Genomic DNA, 20,496 nt, shown 5'->3' on the forward strand with positions numbered 1-20,496 from the left:
CACCATGTCCGTCTGCCTGCCCACCTACGTGGTGATCGACGCGTCCTCGTCGATGAAGCCGCACGAAGCGGTGCTCAACGCCACCCTCTCCCGCCTGCACTACAACCTCGCGATGAACCCCCGCGTCTCGGAGTTCGCCCGCATCTGCGTGATCGCCTTCTCCACCGACGTGCACGTGGTGATCCCGATGTCGGACATGGAGCAGGTACCGGCCATGCCCGAGGTGATCTGCGGCGGCCGCACGGAGTACGGCAAGACCTTCGACCGGGTGCGGCAGTGCATCGAACAGGACGTCCACGAGCTGAGGTCGCAGCACCTCAGCGTGCTGCGGCCGACGGTCTTCTTCCTGACCGACGGCGGCCCGACCGACGCGCAGTGGCAGAACTCCTTCCGCACGCTGGTGGACAGGGACTGGCCCCGCCACCCGCACGTGATCGCCTACGGCTTCGGCGGCGCGAAACGGAACGTGCTGGAACAGGTCGCGACCAAGGCACTGTTCATCGCCGACGGTTCGGACACCGAGTCGGCGCTGAGCTCGGCGATCTCCGGCCTGCTCAACACCCTGATCGCCTCGTCGCAGACCGGCACGATGCTGATCGACACCGACGTCAAGGGTTTCGAGTACGTCCCGGTCGCCCAGGAGTACGTCGACTGATGAGCGCCGCCGACCCGCGTTCCACGACGTCCCGTTCGCTGCGCGCCTCCGTCGGACTGACCGTGCTGGCCGCGGTGCTGCTCACCTGCGGCGCCGCGGTCGAGGCGACGGGCAACCTCCGCGGGTCCGCCGCGGACGGGAGCGGAAGCGGCTCGCCGCCGGCGACGACGGTGCGGCCGACCCACACGAGCCCCCACCCCGGCGCGCACCCCACCCCGCACTCCCGTGCCCCGGAGGTGCCGTCACCCCCGACGCCGACCGTACGGACCTCTCCGCCGAGCCCGACCACCCTGGCCGACGTGCCCCGGAATCCGCTGAGGTGGCGGTAGGGCCGGGCGCCACGCCCCCGAACCACCGACCCCGGCCCGACACACCGACCACGCCCCCGCAACAGACCACGTCCGGAGGACCCCACACATGTCCGACCCCTCTCGTACCCCTCCTCCCTCTCCCGCCTCCCGCCCGAGCCGGCGCACGGTGCTCAGGTCGGGCCTGGGACTGGGCCTCGGCGCCACCGTCGCAGGCGCCGGCCTGCTGGGCGCCGCGCCCGCACAGGCCGCGGGGCAGAACGGCACCCCGCTGTGCGACGAGCCCGGCGACTCGGCGAGCGCGCAGGGCCTGGGCTCCGGCGACCTCGGCATCCCGTACCACCGGGAACACGACAACACCTGGGGCTACGTCTTCGGCGACGCGTGGACCCACATCCAGCAGGGGGAGCCGTACATCGGCTCGCCGGTGATGCTGAACCAGGACTCCTTCGACGCGTCCGGTGCCTCGCCGATCTCCTTCACCTGGGCGATGCCGACCGGCGGCGCGGCGGGCCAGCTGTTCGGCTACGCGCACCGGGCGGACAACGGGTACGGCTTCGAGATCAGCCGGATCCCCAACGACTGCATCGAGTTCGGCGGCCGCACCTACATCCAGTACACCTCGGTGTACACGTGGGGAGGGCCGGACGACCCGCCGTGGGTGGACGGGCACGACGGTTCGCTGATGTCGGGGGTCGCGTACTCCGACGACTACGGCGTGACCTGGACCGACTACGACTACCACTGGGACGGCGACCACCGGGGCATCAACCAGTCGATGTACGGCATGTGGTCGTTCGCGGGCATCGACCCCGACGGCTGGCTGTACATCTTCTCCAAGCGCTGGAACGGCACGCACCGGAACTCGGCCGACGGCGGCGCGATCCAGCTGTTCCGGATCCGGCCCGACGACTTCCGCGCCGGGAACTTCGGCGCGCAGCAGAACTGGGCCTACCTGAACGGCTCCTGGCAGTGGACCGGCTCCGCGACGCCGCCGTCGGTGATCCTCTCCGGCAACAACACCGGCGAGTTCTCGGTCAAGCGGATCGGCGACACCTACTGCATGAGCTGCTTCGACGTGGTCCTGGGCGCGATCTTCACCCGTACCGCCGCCCGCCCGGACGCGGTCTGGAGCACCCCCGTCCCCAAGATCACCAGCGTGCAGGTGCCGAACCTCTACGGCGGTTACATCCACCCGGGCAGCGCGAGCGCGTCCTCGCTGACCCTGATCGTCTCGCAGTGGAACGGAACGGTGGGCGCCCCGCCGTACTGGGTACGGCAGTTCGACGGGGTCAACCCGACCTCGGTGGTGTGACGGCCGCCCGGCGGGGCGGACCGCACGTTCAGGCCCTGCGCCATCCGGCCGGCAACTCCGCCGGCCCGTACACCGCCTGAAGCCCGGAGCCGCTCACGCCGTTGCGGGAGAAGGGTGGATCGGGTTGGTATCACCAGAGATCGTATCTGTCGCGATACCACTCCGCGCGCTGGTGGAGCGTGCCGTCCCTGCGCCGGGAAGCTCCTTCGCCCGCGGCCACCCGGACGGCGGCGTCGGGGTGGCCGCGGACGCGACCGGCCGCGGCCCGGGGGGGCGCTCCGGGCCCGGAGCCGCTCAGTGCTCGCAGAGGGAGAACTCGCGTTCGTAGAGCTGCTCGTTGTGCTCGTCGACGAAGAACTTCCGCTCCCGCATGAGGTGTTCGCGGTAGGTCCTGGCCTGTTCCAGGGTCATGGTCGAGGTGTCGGACCACGGCTGCTGCGGCGGCACGTCGGAGGTCGAGACGATGTTCTCCGACGGGTCGACCAGGAAGAACGCGAGGATCTTGCGGTGCCCCGGGCGGGTGGGGTCGGCGAGGCGGAACGAGCCGACGCGGTGCTGCAGGATGTTCGGGAAGGCCAGGCAGCGGCCCGCCGGGGTCGACGCCGAGCCCAGCGACTGGTTCAGCGCGTCCTCGTCCTCCAGGCCGTAGACCTCGCGCAGGCCGTTGTCGTCGTTCTGCTCGTAGTCCGGGTCGTCGAGCGCGGCGCGGAAGCTCAGCCGGCTCTCGGTGATGTTCTCGCTGTCCCAGTAGTAGATGCCGGTCGAGACGATCCGCTCGTTCACCATCCCCTCGACGTGCCAGGAACCGCCGGCGTACTCGGGCCGCTCCGGGGTGAGGTGGATGGTGGCGAGCTTGACGATGACCTGGAGGCGGCGGCCGCGCAGGTCGACCCGGGCGGAGCCGTCGGGCACCTCGGGCGGGGTGAAGGCCGGGGCGTCCGGGACGACCGGGCGGCGGGTGTCCCACCAGGCCTCATGCGCCTCTTCCCATACGCCCCGGGCTTCGGCGTAGGCCGCGTCGTCGGCGTAGGAGGACCGGTCCGGATACGCCGGCTCCGAGTCGTACCACCCCCAGGGATCGGCCGTGATGCGCAGCGGCCGCGGATGGCGCAGATCGGTGAGGACGTTCTCCAGCAGCGGGAGCATCCGCGCGAACAACTCGGGCAGGACGGCGGACAGTTCGCGGTGGGTCTCGGGGTGGACGTTGTTGACGTACGAGCGGAACGCGACCTCGCCGTCCTCGTTGACGTCGACGTCCGTGGGCAGCCACTGGAACCGCTCCGAGAACTCGTACGACGAGTAGCGGTCCGTCGGGTTCTGCCAGGCCCGCTCCGGGGCGCCGCTGACCTCTCTCACCAGGCAGAACAGCGAGGGGTGCACCAGGTCCAGCACCTGGCCGCCGGATCCGGGATGCCAGTCCCGGTCCGGCTCGGGGACCTCTTCCAGCACCCGCACCGCCGTGCGCAGCCGCGACCTCAGCTCGTCGTCGACCAGCGTGTCCGACTGCCACACCCCGTCGACGGCGGACACCTCGACGCCGGTTCGCCCGTCCCGCAGCGCCGCGTAGTAGCCGAGTTCGGCCAGCACGTACCGCACCTGCGCCTCGGTGAGGCCCTGGGCGAGGGCCTCCTGGGTCCACCGGGCGGCGATACCGGTGTCGTTCCTCTTCTCGAACCACTCCGGCTTCTCCCGGATGTGGGCGCTGCACTGCATCATCTCGAGTTCCCGCAGCGTCCGGGGTGTCGCGAACGACAGCGAGCGGGAGGCGTGGAAAGGCAGCGGAAAGGCAGACAGGCCGGTCAATTTCTCTCGGTCCCCCCAGTCGGTGTGCGGTGGCGGGAACGATACTTCAGCGGACCGACACGACAGCCGTGGTCCCGCCGCCTTCACGGCCCTCCCCGGTGACACGCCCGGCGCCGACCGCGACCTGGGCAACTATGCGTGTGCGCCCAGCGCTTGGGCGAGCGCGTCCACCGTCACGCCCACGACGGCCCGCAGTTCCGCCGCGCTCGTCCCGGCTCTGCTCATGACGGCGAGCGAGTGGTTCACGGCGGCCACATGGACGGCGAAGGCGTCGGCCTGCTGGTCGTTCAGCCCGCCGGCCGTCAATGCGGCGCGCAGCCGCAGCCGTTGGAGGCCCAGCGTCTCCTTCGCGTGCGCCGCGACGCCCGGGCTCAGCACCGGGATCGCCATCGCGGACTGGGCGACCAGGCAGCCGTCCGGCAGCGCGGGATCGGCGATGCGCTCCAGGGTGACGTCGAAGAACGCGCGGACGGCGGTCAGGGGCTCGTCGGCCGCGCACGCCAGGGCGGCGTCGTACCTGTCGCCGTAGCGGGTGGCGTAGCGGTCCAGGCAGCGGACGAAGAGCGTGTCCTTGTCCCCGAGCGAGGAGTAGATGGAGCTGCGGTTCAGGCCGGTGGCCCGGGACAGGTCGTCCACCGAGGTGTCGGCGTATCCGGAGCGCCAGAACCGGATCAGCGCCGCATCGAGCGCGGTGTCCATGTCGAACTGCTTCTTGCCTGCCACGTGGCACTTCCTTGCCGAGGGGTGTTCCGATCGTACGGGCCGGTGGGTGACGGCTTCATCTTGAACTAACCAGTCCATGATGCGCTAGTCTTCCCGTGTGGCGCCTCGCCGGGGGTGCCGCGCTCAGGGCCCGCGCCCTCGTGACGCACCGCATCAGCACACCTGGCACCGATGGAGGATCCCGTGACCGACCCTGCGACCGATGTCCGGAATGCCGGGAAGGGCAACCCGGTCGGCGAGCTGCCCCTGCGCGACCTCCCCGGATTCGCCCACCGCTGGGTCGACGCGGACGGCGTCCGCCTGCACGTCGTCGAAGGCGGCCTGCCGACCGGCCCGACCGTCGTCCTGCTCGCCGGATTCCCGCAGACCTGGTGGTCGTGGCACGAGGTGATGCGCGGCCTCGCCGGGCGGTTCCACGTCCTCGCGGTCGACCTGCCCGGCCAGGGCCACTCCGAGCGTCCGGAGGGCAGCTACGACACGCACACCGTCGCCGCCCGCGTCCACGCCGCCGTGCGGGCCCTCGGAACGGAGGCCTACTGGCTGGCCGGCCACGACATCGGCGCCTGGGTCGCCTTCTCCCTCGCCCTCGCCCACGAGAGCGACCTGCGCGGCGTCGCACTGCTCGACGCGGGAATCCCCGGCATCACGCTCCCGGAGGCGATCCCCATCGACCCGGAACGCGCCTGGAAGACCTGGCACTTCGCGTTCCACCTCGTGCCGGACCTGCCCGAGACGCTGCTCGCCGGCCGCGAACGGGAGTACGTCGGCTGGTTCCTGAAGGCGAAGACCCTCGCGCCGGAGACGTTTAACGACGACGAACTCGACCACTACGCGGCGTCCGTGGCTGCCGACGGAGGCCTCCGCGCCTCCCTCGCCTACTACCGCGACGCCGCGGAGTCCGCGCGCAGGAACCACGAGGCGCTCCGGCGCCGACACCTGGCCCTGCCCGTCCTCGGGATCTCCAGCAGCCACGGCTCCATCCCGGACATGGCGGCCTCCCTCAGCCCGTGGGCCCCCCACGCCACGGGAGTCGTCGTCCCCGACGCGGGCCACTTCATCCCCGACGAGCAGCCCGCAGCCGTCACCGCCGCCCTGACCGCCTTCTTCGCCGACGGCGCGTAACGAGGGTTCCGAAGAGGGCGTTCCCCCTCGGCCCGAGCGGAGGCGTGCGGCCCGGCGATATGTGTCGGGCAGATTCCACGTTCCACTCACACTGCTTCCGACGTCGCGGAACGATTGATGTATGAAGCAGCTCGAAGCCCACGAAATGCCGCTGGACAAGGTGTTCTGCAGCGACTACGACTTCCGTATTCCTCAGTACCAGCGGCCCTACGCATGGGAGGTCGAGCAGGCCCAGCAGTTGCTGTCCGACCTGACCGAGGCACTTGACGGCGGCGCGGACGAACCGTACTTCCTCGGATCGATCGTCCTGGTGAAGCAGCCGTCTGACTCGGTCGCGCAGGTGATCGACGGGCAGCAGCGGCTCACCACGCTCACCATCCTGCTGGCCGTGCTGCGGGACCTGGCCGAAGATCCCGCGCTGCAGTCCGAACTCGACGCGGCGGTCTGCGAACCCGGCAAGATCTCCAAGGGCCTGTCCGCCAAGCCTCGGTTGACCTTGCGGCCCAAGGATGCCGACTTCTTCCACAGCCGGGTGCAGACGAAAGGTGCCACGCTCTCGCTGGCCGACCTTCCGACAGCCGAACTGAAGACCGATGCCCAGAAGGCCATCCGTGACAACGCCATCGCCCTAGCGGGAGAACTGTCCGGATGGACGGCCGCGCGGCGGCTGGAACTCGTGCAGATGATGATCGTCCGCACCTTCCTGGTGGTCGTCAGCACTCCCGATCTCAGCAGCGCCCACCGGATCTTCAGCGTGATGAACTCGCGCGGACTCGATCTCACTCCCGCCGACATCTTCAAGTCCCAGATCATCGGCGACCTCGGCGAAGGCGGAGCAGCGGATGCTGCCGCCGCCAAGTGGGAGGACGCCGAACAGGCCCTGGGCCGCGATGACTTCGCCGAGCTCTTCCTCCATCTGCGCATGATCTACGCCAAGGAGCGGGCCAAGGCGGAGTTGCTCAAGGAGTTCCCCCGACAGGTGCTGGAACCTCATTTCCTGCCCGGCAAGGCGCAGCGCTTCGTCGACGATGTACTGGTGCCCTACGCCAACGCCTATGTCCAGATGCGTGATCACCGCTACGGCGCAGACGCGGGCGCCGACCAGGTCAACGCGTGGTTCAGGCGCCTGGCCCAGATCGACAACAACGACTGGCGTCCGTCCGCGCTGTGGGCACTGCGGACCCGGGGGAGCGATCCGGAGTGGCTCAACAGCTTCCTACGAGCGCTGGAGCGCCTGTCCGCCAGCATGTTCATCCGCCGGATGTACACGACCAAGCGAGTGCAGAGGTACGCCGAGCTGCTGCGTGACCTGGACAGCGGCGCCGGCCTGGACTCGCCGTCGCTCCAGCTCACCGAAGAGGAGCGCAACGCGACGCGAGAGCGCCTCGAAGGGCCTGTCTACCTGGACATCAGAACGCGCAAGTACATCCTGCTGAGGTTGGACGAAGTACTGGTCGAGGGTTCCGGCGTCCTCTACGCACACCCCTTGATCACGGTCGAGCACGTGCTGCCCCAGAACCCCAAGCGTGGCTCGCAGTGGATGTCGGACTTCGCCGACGAGGAGCGCCAGTTCTGGACCAACCGGCTGGCCAACCTCGTGCTCCTCAACCGGTACAAGAACTCGCAGGCCCAGAACTACGACTTCAGCACGAAGAAGGAGCGCTACTTCACCGGAAAGCTCGGGGTGGTCAATTTCGCACTGACCACCCAGGTGCTCCGCACTCGGACCTGGACTCCGGTCACCCTGCAAAAGAGGCAGGATGCGCTTCTCGACGAACTCTGCAGCGCCTGGAAGCTCTGACCGAGTGCGTCGGCCGAAATCGCAGGTCGGGCGGGTGTGTACGCGCTATGGAGATGGCCGGAACCTCGCCGCCCAGGGCGGCCCCGACCGCACCCTGGCGCAGACCTCGCCGACCAGTTGCTCACCCGGGATCCGCGGCGGAGGCAAGAGATCGGGCTGCGCCGGAAGTACGTGAAAGCCCGGGGCCGGTACCAGTACGTCTTCACCGGGACGGCTTTCCTGCTGCCCCGATCGAGGGGCTGGCGGGAGGCCGCGACGGCCTGCCGGCTGATCGCCGCCGGGCGCCGCACCGATCTGCGGGACCGGCTGATCCGGATCCTCGACGGTGAACCGGCCGCCGACCCGCAGGGTCCGGCTCTCGCGCTGGCCTGCCTGGGTGGCGAATTGGACGGCCGATTGCTCGTGGCCCACCTGCGCAAGGCGCTCACCCCGGCAGCCGAGGCCGAGGGCGAGTACTGGACGCTGGCCGCGCTGCTTCACCTGGACGCTCGGCTGGGCACGCGGCGGGCGCGGGAGTTCCTCGGGTTCGACGGTCTCTGGGAACGGTGGGTCGGCTCGGCAGAGCGGTCCCTCACGGACCTGCGGCACGAGTTCGAGCAGCTGGTCCTCCTCATGAACAGCGGCAGCCCCGACAGCGGGCGGCGGTTCGAGGAACAAGGGCCCCACGCCCCCGGGTCGAGTCGGCGGCACAAGCCCACGCGGTAGGGGGCCGAGCCCCGGAACGCGACGATCGTCCCCACCCCCCTGTGGAAGAAGTTTGACGCACTCTTGGAGAGCGCTCTCCGAGACTTCCGGCCCCGGCGGCGGGACACTCTCCATGGTCGGCGGGACGACCCACGGCGTACCGAACTGCCGTACCCGGCAGCGCGGTTCGCCATGCCCCGACGCCCTCACCGCACCACCGGAACGCCGCTGCGAGCACCCCCGCGGAATCAGTCCTGCCCCCCACCGGTCGGGCCAGCGCCCGAGACACAGATCAGGCACCTGAAGGGAACGCGATGACGTTGCTCTCTCGCCCTCGGCCGCCCGCCCCCGCGGCTGCGCGCCGCAGACCGCGACCACCCCGCCACCGGCCCACGCTCCTCGCGCTCCTCGTAGTGGCCGCCCTCTTCGGCCTGTCACTGGTCGGGGGCCCGCCCGCGGCCTACGCCGCCGGCAGCGCGGCCTTCGGCGGCACTCCGGCCGCCGTGCCCGGCACGGTCCAGGCGGCGAACTACGACACCGGCGGCCAAGGCGCGGCGTACAGCGTCACCGCCGTCAACGGCACCGCCAACAGCTACCGTTCGGACGGCGTGGACCTCGAGACCACGGCGGACACCCAGGGCACCACCGCGGCCGGCGGTGCGTACGACATGGGCTGGATCACGGCCGGGCAGTGGTTCCACTACACGGTCGACGTCGCCACCGCCGGCACGTACAGCGTCGCCTTCCGGGTGTCCTCGCCGTACGGGATCACCGACGCGCTGCACCTCGCCAACTCCTCGGGTACCAACCTGTCCGGCGCGGTGGCCGTCCCGAACACCGGGGGCTACGAGACCTGGACGACGGTCACCGCGAGCGTGACCCTGCCGGCCGGGCAGCAGACGCTGACCCTCGACCAGGACTCCAACGGCTGGAACTTCCACGCGATGGACTTCACCCTGGCCTCGGGGAACGGTTCGGGCGGCTCGGGCGGCGGCCATCCGTACGGCGGCACGCCCGCACCCGTGCCCGGCACCGTGCAGGCGGCGAACTACGACACCGGCGGCCAGGGCACGGCGTACAGCGTCACGGGCGCCAACGGCACTGCCAACAGCTACCGTTCGGACGGGGTGGACCTCGAGACCACCGCCGACACCCAGGACACCGGTGCGCCCGGCGGGGCGTACGACATGGGCTGGATCACGCCCGGGCAGTGGTTCACGTACACCGTCCAAGTGGCCACCGCCGGTGTCTACACGGTCAGTTTGCGGGTGTCCTCGCCGTACGCGGTCGCGGACGCGCTGCACCTCGCCGACTCCTCGGGTACCAACCTGTCCGGCGCGGTGAACGTCCCGAACACCGGTGGCTACGAGACCTGGACGACGGTCACCGCGAGCGTGACCCTGCCGGCCGGGCAGCAGACGCTGACCCTCGACCAGGACTCCAACGGCTGGAACTTCCACTACATGGCGTTCACCCAGGGTTCGGGCGGCACCGGGGGCACCGGCCCGACCGAGTACTGCGGCACCCAGGACCTCGCCCTGGACGAACCGACCACCGCCTCCTCGACCCAGGACGCCGTCGCCTACCCGGCGATCGACGCCACCGACGGCGACCCCGGCAGCCGCTGGTCCAGCGCGACCACCGACCCGCAGTGGCTGGAGGTCGACCTCGGATCCCAGCGGCAGATCTGCAGCGTGGGCATCCTGTGGGAGGCCGCGTACGCCAAGGCGTTCCAGGTCCAGGTCTCCACGGACGACGCGACCTGGACCACGATCTACTCCACCACCACCGGTACCGGCGGCAACCAGACCTTCCCCGCCTCCCTGACCGGCCGCTACGTCCGCATGAACGGCACGGCCCGCGCCACCTCGTTCGGCTACTCGGTCTTCGAGCTGCAGGTCTACGGCCTGACCACGGTGGCCCCGGTCACCGGCGGCAACGGCAACGGCGGCAACGGCACCTGCTCGTGGGTGGGTTCCACCGCGCCCGTCGCCCAGCGGGTCCAACAGGTGCTCGACACGATGGACCAGTCGGAGGAGGCCTCCCTGCTCTCCGGCGACGGCACCTCCTCCTACATCGGCCAGGTGCCCGGCATCCCCGATCTGTGCATCCGGCCGCTCAACATGGAGGACGGCCCGTCCGGCGTCGGTGACGGCAACGGCGGGGTGACGGCCTTCCCCGACGGGGAGAACGCCGCCGCGACCTTCGACACGGCGCTGATCCAGCAGGAAGGGGCCGCGAAGGGCGCCGAGTTCGCGGGCAAGGGCGCGACCGTCTCGCTCGGCCCGACCACCAACCTGGTCCGCGACCCGCGCTGGGGCCGGACCTACGAGACCTACGGCGAGGACCCGTTCGAGTCCGGCCGGATCACCTCGGCGGAGGTCGCCGGGATGCAGGACCAGGGCACGATGGCCATGGTCAAGCACGTCGCGGCCTACGACCAGGAGCAGTACCCGAACGGCGGTGACAACGAGATCGTCAGCCAGAAGGCGCTGGAGGAGCTCTACCTGGCGCCCTTCCAGACCGCCGTCGCCAAGTCGTCGCCGGCCGCGATGATGTGCTCCTACGCCGTGGTCAACAGCGCCTCCTCCTGCCAGAACGCCGACCTGCTGGAGAACGGGCTCGACGAGCAGGCGAACTACGACGGCTTCGTCACCTCCGACTGGGGCGGCGCCGGCAACGCCGTCGCGACCCTCGAGGCCGGCATGAACATCGCGATGCCGTTCTCCAACGCGAGCAGCGTGACCACCGCGCTGTCCAACGGCACGCTGAGCCAGGCGATCGTCAACGCGCGGGTGGCCCAGATCCTCACCCAGATGTTCGCCTTCGGCATGTTCGACAACCCGGCGAGCGGCTCCCTGTCCGCGACCGTCACCACCGCCGCGCACCAGCAGACCGCACTCCAACTCGGCGAGGAGGGCACGGTCCTGCTGAAGAACGACGGCACCCTGCCGCTGAACCCGAACCCGGCCGGAAAGGAGTCGATCGCGGTGATCGGCACCGACGGCGGGGCCGGCGTCGAACTCGGCGGCGGCGGCAGCGGCGGCGTCAACAGCTCGAACACGGTCTGGCCGCTGACCGGCGTCCAGAACGCGGTCGGGTCCAACGTCACGGTCACCTACACCGCGGGCGACGACAACGGCACCGCGAACATCCCGCAGGCCGTCGCCGCGGCGCGGTCCGCGGCCTACGCGCTCGTCTACGTCAGCGCCCCGGAGGGCGAGGAGAGCGACCTGACCTCGCTGAACCTGTCCAGCACGGACGAGACGATGATCACCCAAGTGGCGGCGGCCAACCCGCACACCATCGTGGTGATCAACAGCGGTTCGCCGGTGATCATGCCGTGGATCAACTCCGTCGCCGGGGTGTTCGAGAACTGGTACGGCGGCGGGGAGACCGGCGCCGCCACCGCCGCGCTGATCTTCGGCGCGGCGAACCCGTCCGGGAAGCTGCCGGTCACCTTCCCGGCGAGCCTGAGCCAGGTCCCGGCGCAGACCACCGCCCAGTGGCCCGGCACCCCGACCGGCCCGACCTACAGCGAGGGCGTGGACATCGGCTACCGCTGGTACCAGCAGCAGAACATCAAACCCGCGTTCGCGTTCGGATTCGGCCTGTCCTACACGACGTTCTCCTTCTCCCACCTCAGCGTCGGCGCGTTCGACGCCGACGGCAGGGCGACGGCGACCGCGACGGTCACCAACACCGGGTCGGCGGCCGGGGCGGACGTGGCGCAGCTGTACGTCGGCGATCCGGCCGCCAGCGCGGACCCGCCGGAGCAACTGGCCGGCTTCCAGCGCGTCATGCTCGATCCGGGCCAGAGCGCCACGGTCACCTTCCCGCTGACCGTCCACCAACTGGCCTCGTGGTCGGCGGCGGACAACCAGTGGGAGGCCAGGGCGGGCACGTACTCGATCAAGGTCGGGGACGCGTCCGACAACCTGCCGCTGGCCGGCTCGACCAGCCTGGCCCAGACGCTCACCGGCCAGGTCGCCGCGGGCTCCTCGGGCGCGGGCGTCTCACCGGCCAACACGGCGGTCAGCGCGAACGTCACCGCGAACTCGGGCGTGCCGGGCGCGGAGACCGTCGGCGTGGTCAATCCCTTCGGCTACAGCAGCCCGAAGGGCAAGGCGGCCTCGTTCGCGATGCAGGCCGTCGACTCCGACCCGTCGCAGACCCCGGTCTTCACCGCGACGGGACTGCCACCGGGCATCAGCATCACGTCGAACGGCACGGTCTCCGGCACCGGCAGCACCACCGGCACGTACACGGTGACGGTGACGGCCACGGACAGCCGGGGAGTCTCCGGTACGGCCACCTTCGTGTGGACGGTGACGCAGGGGTGAGCAGGCGCGGCGCCTCCACGGAGGTCTGAACGGCCGAAGGGCCCCGCTGCCCGCAGCGGGGCCCTTCGCACGTCGTTGCCCGGAGGCGTGGGGTGGGAAAACCGGCGCCGGGTGTCGGCACCGTGCCATAGAATCCGGGCCGCAGCCCGAGCTGCGCGGTGGCCGCTGTGCCGGGGGAGGCATCCGCGGCCGACCGACAGACGCGCCGGGCTCCACCTGCTTTCTTTCATTCAGCCTTGGGGGGCTCACACCTGTGCGTACGCGCAGTTCATCCATAGCGACCGCCACCGCGGTCCTGCTCGGTTCGGTGGCGCTCGGCTTCGGCGTCGCGGCACCCGCGTCGGCGACGTCGGCTCCCGCCGTCACCGTCACCTCGGACGGCGGCGTCGTCGCCGACGGCCCGCTGGACCGGGTCTTCGTCGGCGACACCACCGCCGGCACCGTCTACGCCGCCGACCGGAACGGCACGAAACTCGGTGCGCTCACCGGCATCCCCGGGGTCACCGGGCTGGCCGTCTCCACCGACGGTTCGACCCTGTACGCCGCCGCGTCCACCTCGCACGAGATCGTGGCCATCGACGCGGCCACCCTCGCCGTCGAGGCGCGCTACCCGGTCGACACCACCAAGGGGCCGACGTACGTGGCCTTCGCGGGGGACAGACTCTGGTTCAGCTACGGTGACCAGTGGGACGCCAGTCTGGGCTCCATCGACTCCGCCGGCACCGTGACACTGGGTCAGGCCCCGAAGTTCCTGCTCTGGAACCCGGAGGCCCTGAGCGCGAACCCGGCCGAGCCGAACCTGCTCACCGCCCTCACCGAGGGGTCGTCGCCCTGCACGGTGACCGTGTTCGACGTCTCCAGCGGGACACCACAGACGGTGTCCTCGGTGTCCCCCTACAGCGGGCCCGTGGAGATCGCCGAGGACGTCGACCTCATCCCCGGCGGCGGGTTGCTGCTCGACGGCACGTACCGCATGAGCTACACCCAGAACAGCTGGACCCAGACCGGGGCGTACCCCAACACCGCCGCGGAGACCGGCGACGTCTCCGCCGACGGCATGGTCGCGCAGGTCGAGAGCGGCACCGTGCGGATCTACCGGCCCGACGGCACCCAGCCGATCCACTCCTACGCCACCAACGCCCAGACGGTCGACGCCGTCTGGGCCCCGGACGACTCGCGGGTGTATGCCCTCGAAGGAGCCTCCAACGGCAACATGGGCACGCCGACCAGCTGGACCCTCAAGGTCCTCACCGACCCGACGCTCAACGTACCGACGGTGTCGGTGAAGGCCCCCACGAGCGCGCCCCGCGCCAAGAAGCTCACCGTCACCGGCAGGATCAGCGCGACGGTGCCGCTCCCGGCCGGCGTCAAGCTGAAGGTGACCCGTACCGACCTGGACAGCCCGAAGGGCAAGGCGCTGGCCACGGTCACCACCGGCTCCGGCGGCACGTTCAGCTTCCCCGACACCCCGCCGGCCGGTGGCACGGTGACCTACACGGTCGCGTACGCGGGGGACGCCACGCACACCGCCGCCGGCACCTCGGCCAAGGTCGCGGTCTCCCGCACCGCGCCCAAGCTGACCGTCGGCAACAACGGCAAGCACTTCAGCTACGGCACGAAGACCACCTACACCGTCCACCTCGGCTCGGAGTACAAGAACCGTACGGTGGCGATCTACGGGGACCCGTACGGCACCGACCAGGGCAAGCGGCTCCTGAAGAGCGGCACGGTCAACTCCTCCGGCAACCTTTCGGTGTCGGTGACCCTGTACCGCAACTGGACGTTCAGCGCCGTCTACGCGGGCGACGACCGCACCGCACCGAAGACGGTCACCACCCACGAGTACACCTATGCCCACGTCTCGTCGGCGCTCTCGAAGCAGTACAGGACCGGGAAGATCGGGTCCACCACCTACGCGTACTACCACAAGAAGACCGCGCCGGTCCTCACCACCACCATGAACTCCCACAAGGGCCGCAAGGCGCGGCTCGACCTGCAGGTCTACTCCGGCGGCGCCTGGTACACCTCCGACTCCGAGTACTTCGCGCTCGCCTCCGACGGCAAGGTGGCGGTGAACCTGGGAGCTCCGGGCAGGACCCTTCGCGCCCGGATCCGCGCCGTCTACGTCGCGAACAGCTCCGGCGACAACGTGAACGCCACCACGTACGGCAGCTGGAAGTACATGGACTTCACCAGCTGACCCCACCGGCGGAACGGGACGGCCTCCGGGCGGCGCATCACCGCGCCCGGCGGCCGTTCCCCAGGGAGGCCCGCACAACCGGACTTCAGGTGGTCCCGGCCGCCTGCGGCTGAACTCCCCTTCAGGCAAGGGGCGAACGGGCCGCTGGAGCAAGGCGCGCATCGGCGGAGGGCCGCGCCCTCCGCCGAAGCGGCGGCAGCGGCACGGTATTCGATTGCCCGACGCCGGACGCCTCTGCGACGCTCGGTCACATGTTCTCGCGACGTGATCGCCGTTCGTCCGCCCGGTCCGCCCCACCCGCCTTCAGTACACCCGAGACAGCCGAAGCCTGGGCGCAGCTCGACGCAGGGGACGTGCCCGGTGCGCTGCGCCGGCTGCGTGCCTGCGCCGAGAGCGCACCGCTCGGTGAGATCGCCCGGGTGACCGGGCGGGCCGCGGAGGCGGCGGGCTTCGACGACCTGCGCGACGCGGCGGCCAAGGTCGTCGGGGACCCGCAGGACGGGCGCGCCCTCTACGACTTCGGCTACACCTGCATCGAGCGGGGCGTCGGACACCTGGCGATCCCCGCGCTGCGCGAGGTGGTCCGGACCCACCCGCAGGCCGCCGGCCCCCGCCGCGAACTCGTCGCCGCCTACGAGGACCAGGACCGCCACGGCGAGGCCGTGGACCTGCTGCTGCCGCACGCGGACTCGCTGGACGACTGGCCGGACCGCTACCTGCTGGTCTTCAACGCTGCCACCTCCGGCCGGCTGGACCTGGCGGAGCAGCAGTTCGCCCGACTCGCCGCCCCCTCCGAGGAGATGTGGCGGCCGGTGCACGCGCGCCTGGGCCGGGTCATGGCCCGCGCCGCCGTGGTGCGCGCCGCGGACGCGGCACCGCTGGACGGAACCGACCTGCGCGGCTGGCAGTACGTGCTCCGCGGTTCGCTGCTCGGCCACCTCTCGCCCTACGGCTTCGACGCCGGGATGCGCGGCCGCTACGCGTACCTGCAGGACTCCTACGCCGCCTGCCGCACCGGAATCGAGCGGCTGCGCATGGCCCTGGAGGCGAGCGGGCAGCGGCCCGCGACCGTCTCGCTGCTCCCGGACCGCGGCAGCCGTGTCCTCGGCCTGGCCGCGGCCGAGCTGCTGGGCCTGCCGGCCGTGCCCTTCGAGCCGGCGCGCGAGGAGACCCTCGTCGTGGCCTACGACCTGAAGGAGCTGCTGGCACCGGAGGCACCCGAAGCGGGCGTCGAGGCGGTGCGGGCGCTCATCTCCCGTACCCCCGGCCAGATCCTCCACGAGCACGCCAGTTGCTGGACGAACACCCCGCCCGTCACCGCCGACTCGGTGGGCCTGCTGGCGCAGACGGCCATGCCGCCGTGGGGGGAGCAGCTGCGCGGCCGCGTCGGCGGCTCCGGCGTGGACCGCCTTCCGGCCGACACCCGGCCGGAGCCGGAGCTGGCCGCGGAGATCGTGGCGGCGAGCCCCGAGGCCGGCTCCGGTGACGGAGCCACCCCGTCCGACCCGGACACCGCGTTCGCGTCCTTCGTCGCGGCCGTTGCCGGCACCTGGCTCCAGGGCCCCCGCGACCGGGTCCGCGCGACGGGTCCGGTGCCGAGCTCCCGCTTCAACTGACGCCGGGACGAGCGGGGTTGCCCCGTTCAGGCGGCAGCCAGCCGGCCGATCAGGTCCAACCCCACCGCGCGCAGGCCGTCGGGGGGTGACTTCGCGGCCGCCAGGACCACGCGCACGGAGCCGTCGACGGTGGCGAGGACCTCCGCGGTGAAGCCATCGGTGGCTCCGGCACGCCACACCAGGGTCCCTGCCGGGCGGTCCAGGAGCGCGACGCCGGGGGCGAACCGCGTCCCCGGCCCGGCCGGCACCGCCATGGCCAGAGCGGTGCGCACGAGGGGGTCGGTGGCCCGGCCGAACGCTCCGGCCAGCGCGAGGAGGTCGTCCACACCGGCGGTCATGCCGCCGGCGGCCGGGTACGGCGCCACGGCGGGCGGGGCCGGTGACACGTGACCGGCGGCGACCCGGTGGCCGGTGACGGTCGCGGGTGCGGCGACGCCGGGGCGCTGCACGCAGGCAGAGGTCATTCCGAAGCGGGGCAGCACCTCCCGGGAGCAGAAGTCGGCGTACGCGTCGCCCGAGACCGCCTCGATGAGCGCGCCCAGGATCGCGTACCCGACGTTGGAGTACTCCGGCCGCTCACCGGCCGGCCAGGCCATGTCGATCCGCGGCGCCACCTGCGCCAGGGGGGTGCCGGCGAGCAGCGGGGCGCGGCTGACGGCGAGGTCCTTGGGCAGGCCCCCGCGGTGCAGCAGCAGTTCGGCGACGGTCGGGGTCCGGCCACCGGGTGCGGGCGGCACGAGGACGGGGCTCGCCACGTAGGCGTCGATCGGGCCGTCCGGGTCGACGGCGCCGGTCTCGGCCAGCCGCAGGACGCCCAGCGCGGTGACGGCCTTGGTCACCGAACCGACCCGGAACACGGCCTTGTCGTCGAGCGGCGTCCGCGACTGCAGGTCGGCCACTCCCAGGGTTTCACGGTGGACCGTCTCCGCTCCGACCCCGATGGCGGCGGCCAGTCCCACGATGCGGTGGGTCTCCACCGCGTGCAGCAGCCGCTCGTGGATCCGCCGCGCCGCGGGGGCCGGGAGCGCGGACTCCACGCGGTCGTGCGTGCGCAGCGAGGCGGCGATCCGCGTCCATGGCACGGCGTCCGGCGGTACCGGGCGCGGCTGGAAACTCCGTATCAGGTACGGCGGTTCCGGCTCCACCGCGACGTCCAGCTCCCACAGCAGCGGGCCGGTGCGGACCGCGGCCCGCGCGGTCCAGGGGCCGGGCGTCTCGATGCCCTCGATGACCGCCTGGTGCTCGCGGAAGGCCGCGAACCGGCGGTTGGCGGTGAGGAAACCCGTGAGGTCCCCCCGCGCGGCCAGTCGCGGCGAGAGGCGTCCGGCCACCTCCTCCGGCGCCGTCACGGCACCCGAAAGCGCCGCCACCACCCACTCGACCGCTCCCCGCACCGCTTCCGCGACCACGCCCCGACCCTAGTCCACCCGCAACTCCCTTGCCGATGAACGGCGTTGCGATGCCGGACCCGACAACGGCGAGGGGCCGCCCCGCCGGTGCGGCGGGGCGGCCCCTGGGTAACGGTGCCCCGGCTCAGGACGCGGTGCTCCCGTGCCGCCGGCGCCGGGCGTAGTACAGCGCGCCGCCGCCCATCAGCAGCACGCCGGTGGTGATGCCGAGCGGCAGGGCCGCCGAGTTGCCCCCGGACCCGGCGAAGTCCTGGGTGGCGGCAGAGCCGCCGCCGGTCGATCCCGCCGACGCGGAGTTCGCGGCGGCGTCCACGGCGGCCGAACGGTGCAGCTGCCGGACGGACTTCACCGAGCCGTCGCTGTTCAGCAGCACCTGCTTGTCGTTGGGGTGTGAGAAGTCGAACGCGCCGGTCAGGCTGCCCGCCCGGGTGTCGAAGGACGCGTCGCCGATCCGTCCCGCGTGCCAGTTGTCCTCGATGAACCGGGTGATCGACGCCTGCTCGGTGCGGGTGTGGTCGACCGCGTTGACCTTGCTGTAGGGCGAGATGACCAGCAGCGGCTGGCGGGTGCCGGGGCCGCAGCGGTCGGCGTAGCCGCCCTTCGGGCTCGGGCCGGCCTGGCACGCGGGGCTGTCGACGGACTTGCCGTTGGAGCCGACCGTGGTGTCCTTCGAGCCGTTGGCCACGGTGGCGTAGGCGTGGTCGTACCAGCCGTCGGAGTCGTCGTACGCCACCACGACCGCGGTGTCCTGCCACTGCGGGGAGGACTGGATGGCATTGATCTCACTGACCAGGAAGTGCTGTTCGTCGATCGGGTCCGAGTAGCCCGCGTGGCCGTCCTGGTAGGAGGCGGCCTTCAGGAAGCTCACGGCCGGCAGCCGGCCCGCCGAGAGGGCGGCGGAGAAGTCGGTGAGGTCGTAGTTGTGGTTCGCCTGGCCGTTGTGGCCGATCTCCGCCACGTTCTTCGGCGGCAGGTGGTGGGGGTTCGCCGTCGACTTGTAGTACTGGAACGGAGCGTGGTGCGAGCTGTAGTCGACCGAGGCCGCGCCGCCGACGTTGGGGTGCGTGGTGCCCTGGCAACCGGCGTAGTCGCCCTGCTTGCCGTCCCACGGGGTGGACGGGCGGAAGCCGCCCTGGAACCAGCCCCACGTCACGTTCTTGGCGTTGAGCAGGTCGCCGATGTTCTTGCCGGTCAGTGCCGCCACCGCGTTGGTGCTGGAGTGGCTGTTGTCGGCGCAGTCGTCGTAGGCCGGATCCGGGTCGTTGATCATGGTGCCGACGCCCTTGGCGTCCGGCGAGACGACCGCGTACGGGTCCGGCGTGGGGGTCTGCTTCGGGTTCTCGGTGCCCGTCGACGGGTCCATCGAGATCACGCCGTGCGTCTGACCCGAGACGAGTTCGATCGCCCCGGGGGTGGACGGGCCGTACGCCGAACTGAAGGAGTTGTCGCCGAGCGTGTAGTGCTGGGCGTAGTTCCACAGACCGGTGACGGTGTTGCCGTCGTAGTAGTCCATCACCAGGCCGGGCTGGTAGAACAGGCCGCCCGAGCACTTGCCGGAGTCGGTGTTCTGCACGTACTGGTCGGCCTTGCCGCCGTTCGCGGCGTACTGCTCGGGGCCGTAGTTGTGGTTCTGGTCGCAGGTGACGGCCTGCGACGGGCTCAGCCTGGTCGGCGGGTACTGGTTGGGGTTCTTCGTCAGCAGCCCCGCGTGGCGGGCGGTGTCGATGTCCTTGGGCGTCTTCTTCGACGCGGTGAACGTCGTGCCGTCGGTGTTCGCCGCCACCGGGTACGCGCCGAAGTAGTGATCGAACGACTCGTTCTCGTCGTAGATGACGACCACGTGCTTGATCGGAGTGGCCGTGCTGCTGCCGCCACCACCCCCGTGGTGCCCCGTGTCGGCCCCGGCGGGCGCGGCGCCGCCGAGCAGTACGAGTGCGGCCGATCCCGCCCATGCCCCCCAGCGCGCCGCCCGTAGCCGCGAGCACCCTGGTTTTTCGGTCCTACCGGTCGTCCCACGCATACCTGGTCAGCCTCCGCAGTGTGGTGCTCTTCGGCGTGCCGTCGATGAATGTTCACCTGCTGTACATGATCGTCCCATTGGACCGAGCATGACAATGGCGGCGCGCCGTATGTGTCACGGCGGAGACCGATCCACCGAACGGCTCCCGCTCAGGCGAGCATGGTGCTGCCGAGCCAGTCGGTGCGGTCTTTGACTCCTGGGAGGGCGAAGAAGTAGCCGCCGCCGAAGGGGGTGATGTAGTCGACGAGGGGTTCGCCGGCGAGGCGTTTTTGGACGGTGGTGAACTGGCGTTCCAGGTCCTGCTGGTAGCAGATGAAGATGAGTCCCATGTCGAGGTTGCCGTCGGTGTCCATGCCGCGGTCGTAGTTGTAGCCGCGGCGCAGGATGCGGGAGTCGTCGGTTTTCGGGGTGCGGGGGTTGGCGACGCGGATGTGGCTGTCGAGGGGGATGACGTCGCCCATGGGGTCCTGGGCGAAGTGGGGGGTGTCGAATTCGTG

At 71.0% G+C, this 20,496-nt stretch carries 14 protein-coding genes; 9 read left to right on the plus strand and 5 right to left on the minus strand.

Features of this window, described 5'->3' with window-relative positions; all coding sequences use genetic code 11:
* Nucleotides 1-4 precede the first annotated feature (4 nt).
* The 3 genes from C4U44_RS14990 (at nt 5) to C4U44_RS15000 (ending at nt 2,278) form a co-directional block, all read left to right on the plus strand.
* Nucleotides 5-655, plus strand: a complete 651-nt coding sequence (locus tag C4U44_RS14990; RefSeq protein WP_103886245.1) for a vWA domain-containing protein — start codon at nt 5-7, stop codon at nt 653-655.
* Nucleotides 655-984: a superantigen-like protein SSL4 gene (locus C4U44_RS14995; RefSeq protein WP_103886246.1), complete on the plus strand. Its 330-nt coding sequence runs from the start codon at nt 655-657 to the stop codon at nt 982-984. The genes C4U44_RS14990 and C4U44_RS14995 overlap by 1 nt, the downstream gene beginning before the upstream one ends.
* Before the next feature lie 88 nt (nt 985-1,072).
* On the plus strand, nt 1,073-2,278 hold the full coding sequence (locus C4U44_RS15000) for a DUF4185 domain-containing protein (protein ID WP_103886247.1): 1,206 nt from the start codon (nt 1,073-1,075) through the stop codon (nt 2,276-2,278).
* A gap of 294 nt (nt 2,279-2,572) precedes the next feature.
* Here the strand turns inward: C4U44_RS15000 and C4U44_RS15005 are convergent, their stop codons facing one another.
* Together C4U44_RS15005 and C4U44_RS15010 are read right to left on the minus strand one after the other, a co-directional pair.
* A complete protein-coding gene (locus tag C4U44_RS15005; RefSeq protein ID WP_103886248.1) occupies nt 2,573-4,081 on the minus strand; it encodes a DUF4246 domain-containing protein in 1,509 nt (502 codons plus the stop codon).
* A gap of 132 nt (nt 4,082-4,213) precedes the next feature.
* Complete coding sequence (locus C4U44_RS15010) at nt 4,214-4,804, minus strand: TetR/AcrR family transcriptional regulator (protein ID WP_103886249.1); 591 nt, start codon at nt 4,802-4,804, stop codon at nt 4,214-4,216.
* A gap of 183 nt (nt 4,805-4,987) precedes the next feature.
* Here C4U44_RS15010 and C4U44_RS15015 point away from each other — a divergent pair, with 183 nt between their 5' ends.
* From C4U44_RS15015 to C4U44_RS15040, 6 genes are all read left to right on the plus strand, one after another.
* Nucleotides 4,988-5,926 (plus strand): alpha/beta fold hydrolase, encoded by a 939-nt coding sequence (locus C4U44_RS15015; RefSeq protein ID WP_103886250.1) that lies wholly within the window; start codon nt 4,988-4,990, stop codon nt 5,924-5,926.
* A gap of 121 nt (nt 5,927-6,047) precedes the next feature.
* Complete coding sequence (locus C4U44_RS15020) at nt 6,048-7,727, plus strand: DUF262 domain-containing protein (protein WP_103886251.1); 1,680 nt, start codon at nt 6,048-6,050, stop codon at nt 7,725-7,727.
* 171 nt (nt 7,728-7,898) lie between these two features.
* Nucleotides 7,899-8,432 (plus strand): DUF6000 family protein, encoded by a 534-nt coding sequence (locus tag C4U44_RS15025; RefSeq protein WP_103886252.1) that lies wholly within the window; start codon nt 7,899-7,901, stop codon nt 8,430-8,432.
* A gap of 392 nt (nt 8,433-8,824) precedes the next feature.
* Nucleotides 8,825-12,754, plus strand: coding sequence for a glycoside hydrolase family 3 C-terminal domain-containing protein (locus C4U44_RS15030; RefSeq protein WP_200823250.1), 3,930 nt, complete (start codon nt 8,825-8,827; stop codon nt 12,752-12,754).
* Nucleotides 12,755-13,007: 253 nt separating this feature from the next.
* Nucleotides 13,008-14,954, plus strand: a complete 1,947-nt coding sequence (locus C4U44_RS15035; RefSeq protein WP_103886254.1) for a YncE family protein — start codon at nt 13,008-13,010, stop codon at nt 14,952-14,954.
* A gap of 251 nt (nt 14,955-15,205) precedes the next feature.
* The gene (locus C4U44_RS15040; protein ID WP_103886255.1) at nt 15,206-16,570 is read left to right on the plus strand and encodes a tetratricopeptide repeat protein; all 1,365 of its coding nucleotides are present in this window, start codon (nt 15,206-15,208) and stop codon (nt 16,568-16,570) included.
* 26 nt (nt 16,571-16,596) lie between these two features.
* On the opposite strand, the gene C4U44_RS15045 is transcribed toward C4U44_RS15040, so the two are convergent.
* From C4U44_RS15045 to C4U44_RS15055, 3 genes are all read right to left on the minus strand, one after another.
* The gene (locus C4U44_RS15045; protein WP_103886256.1) at nt 16,597-17,979 is read right to left on the minus strand and encodes a serine hydrolase domain-containing protein; all 1,383 of its coding nucleotides are present in this window, start codon (nt 17,977-17,979) and stop codon (nt 16,597-16,599) included.
* A 124-nt stretch (nt 17,980-18,103) separates the two neighbouring features.
* Nucleotides 18,104-19,999: a phospholipase C gene (locus tag C4U44_RS15050; RefSeq protein ID WP_103886257.1), complete on the minus strand. Its 1,896-nt coding sequence runs from the start codon at nt 19,997-19,999 to the stop codon at nt 18,104-18,106.
* 149 nt (nt 20,000-20,148) lie between these two features.
* Nucleotides 20,149-20,496: Dyp-type peroxidase (locus C4U44_RS15055; RefSeq protein ID WP_200823251.1), on the minus strand; the 348-nt coding region annotated here is incomplete at its 5' end.

It is taken from the genome of Actinacidiphila yanglinensis (genome assembly GCF_900107965.1).
GTDB lineage: Bacteria > Actinomycetota > Actinomycetes > Streptomycetales > Streptomycetaceae > Actinacidiphila > Actinacidiphila yanglinensis.

Excerpts from the sequence above, each read along its gene's own strand:
- C4U44_RS14990 (WP_103886245.1), top strand. The coding sequence starts at position 5 with ATGTCCGTCTGCCTGCCCACCTACGTGGTGATCGACGCGTCCTCGTCG.
- C4U44_RS14995 (WP_103886246.1), top strand. The coding sequence starts at position 655 with ATGAGCGCCGCCGACCCGCGTTCCACGACGTCCCGTTCGCTGCGCGCC.
- C4U44_RS15000 (WP_103886247.1), top strand. The coding sequence starts at position 1,073 with ATGTCCGACCCCTCTCGTACCCCTCCTCCCTCTCCCGCCTCCCGCCCG.
- C4U44_RS15020 (WP_103886251.1), top strand. The coding sequence starts at position 6,048 with ATGAAGCAGCTCGAAGCCCACGAAATGCCGCTGGACAAGGTGTTCTGC.
- C4U44_RS15040 (WP_103886255.1), top strand. The coding sequence starts at position 15,206 with ATGTTCTCGCGACGTGATCGCCGTTCGTCCGCCCGGTCCGCCCCACCC.
- C4U44_RS15050 (WP_103886257.1), bottom strand. The coding sequence starts at position 19,999 with ATGCGTGGGACGACCGGTAGGACCGAAAAACCAGGGTGCTCGCGGCTA.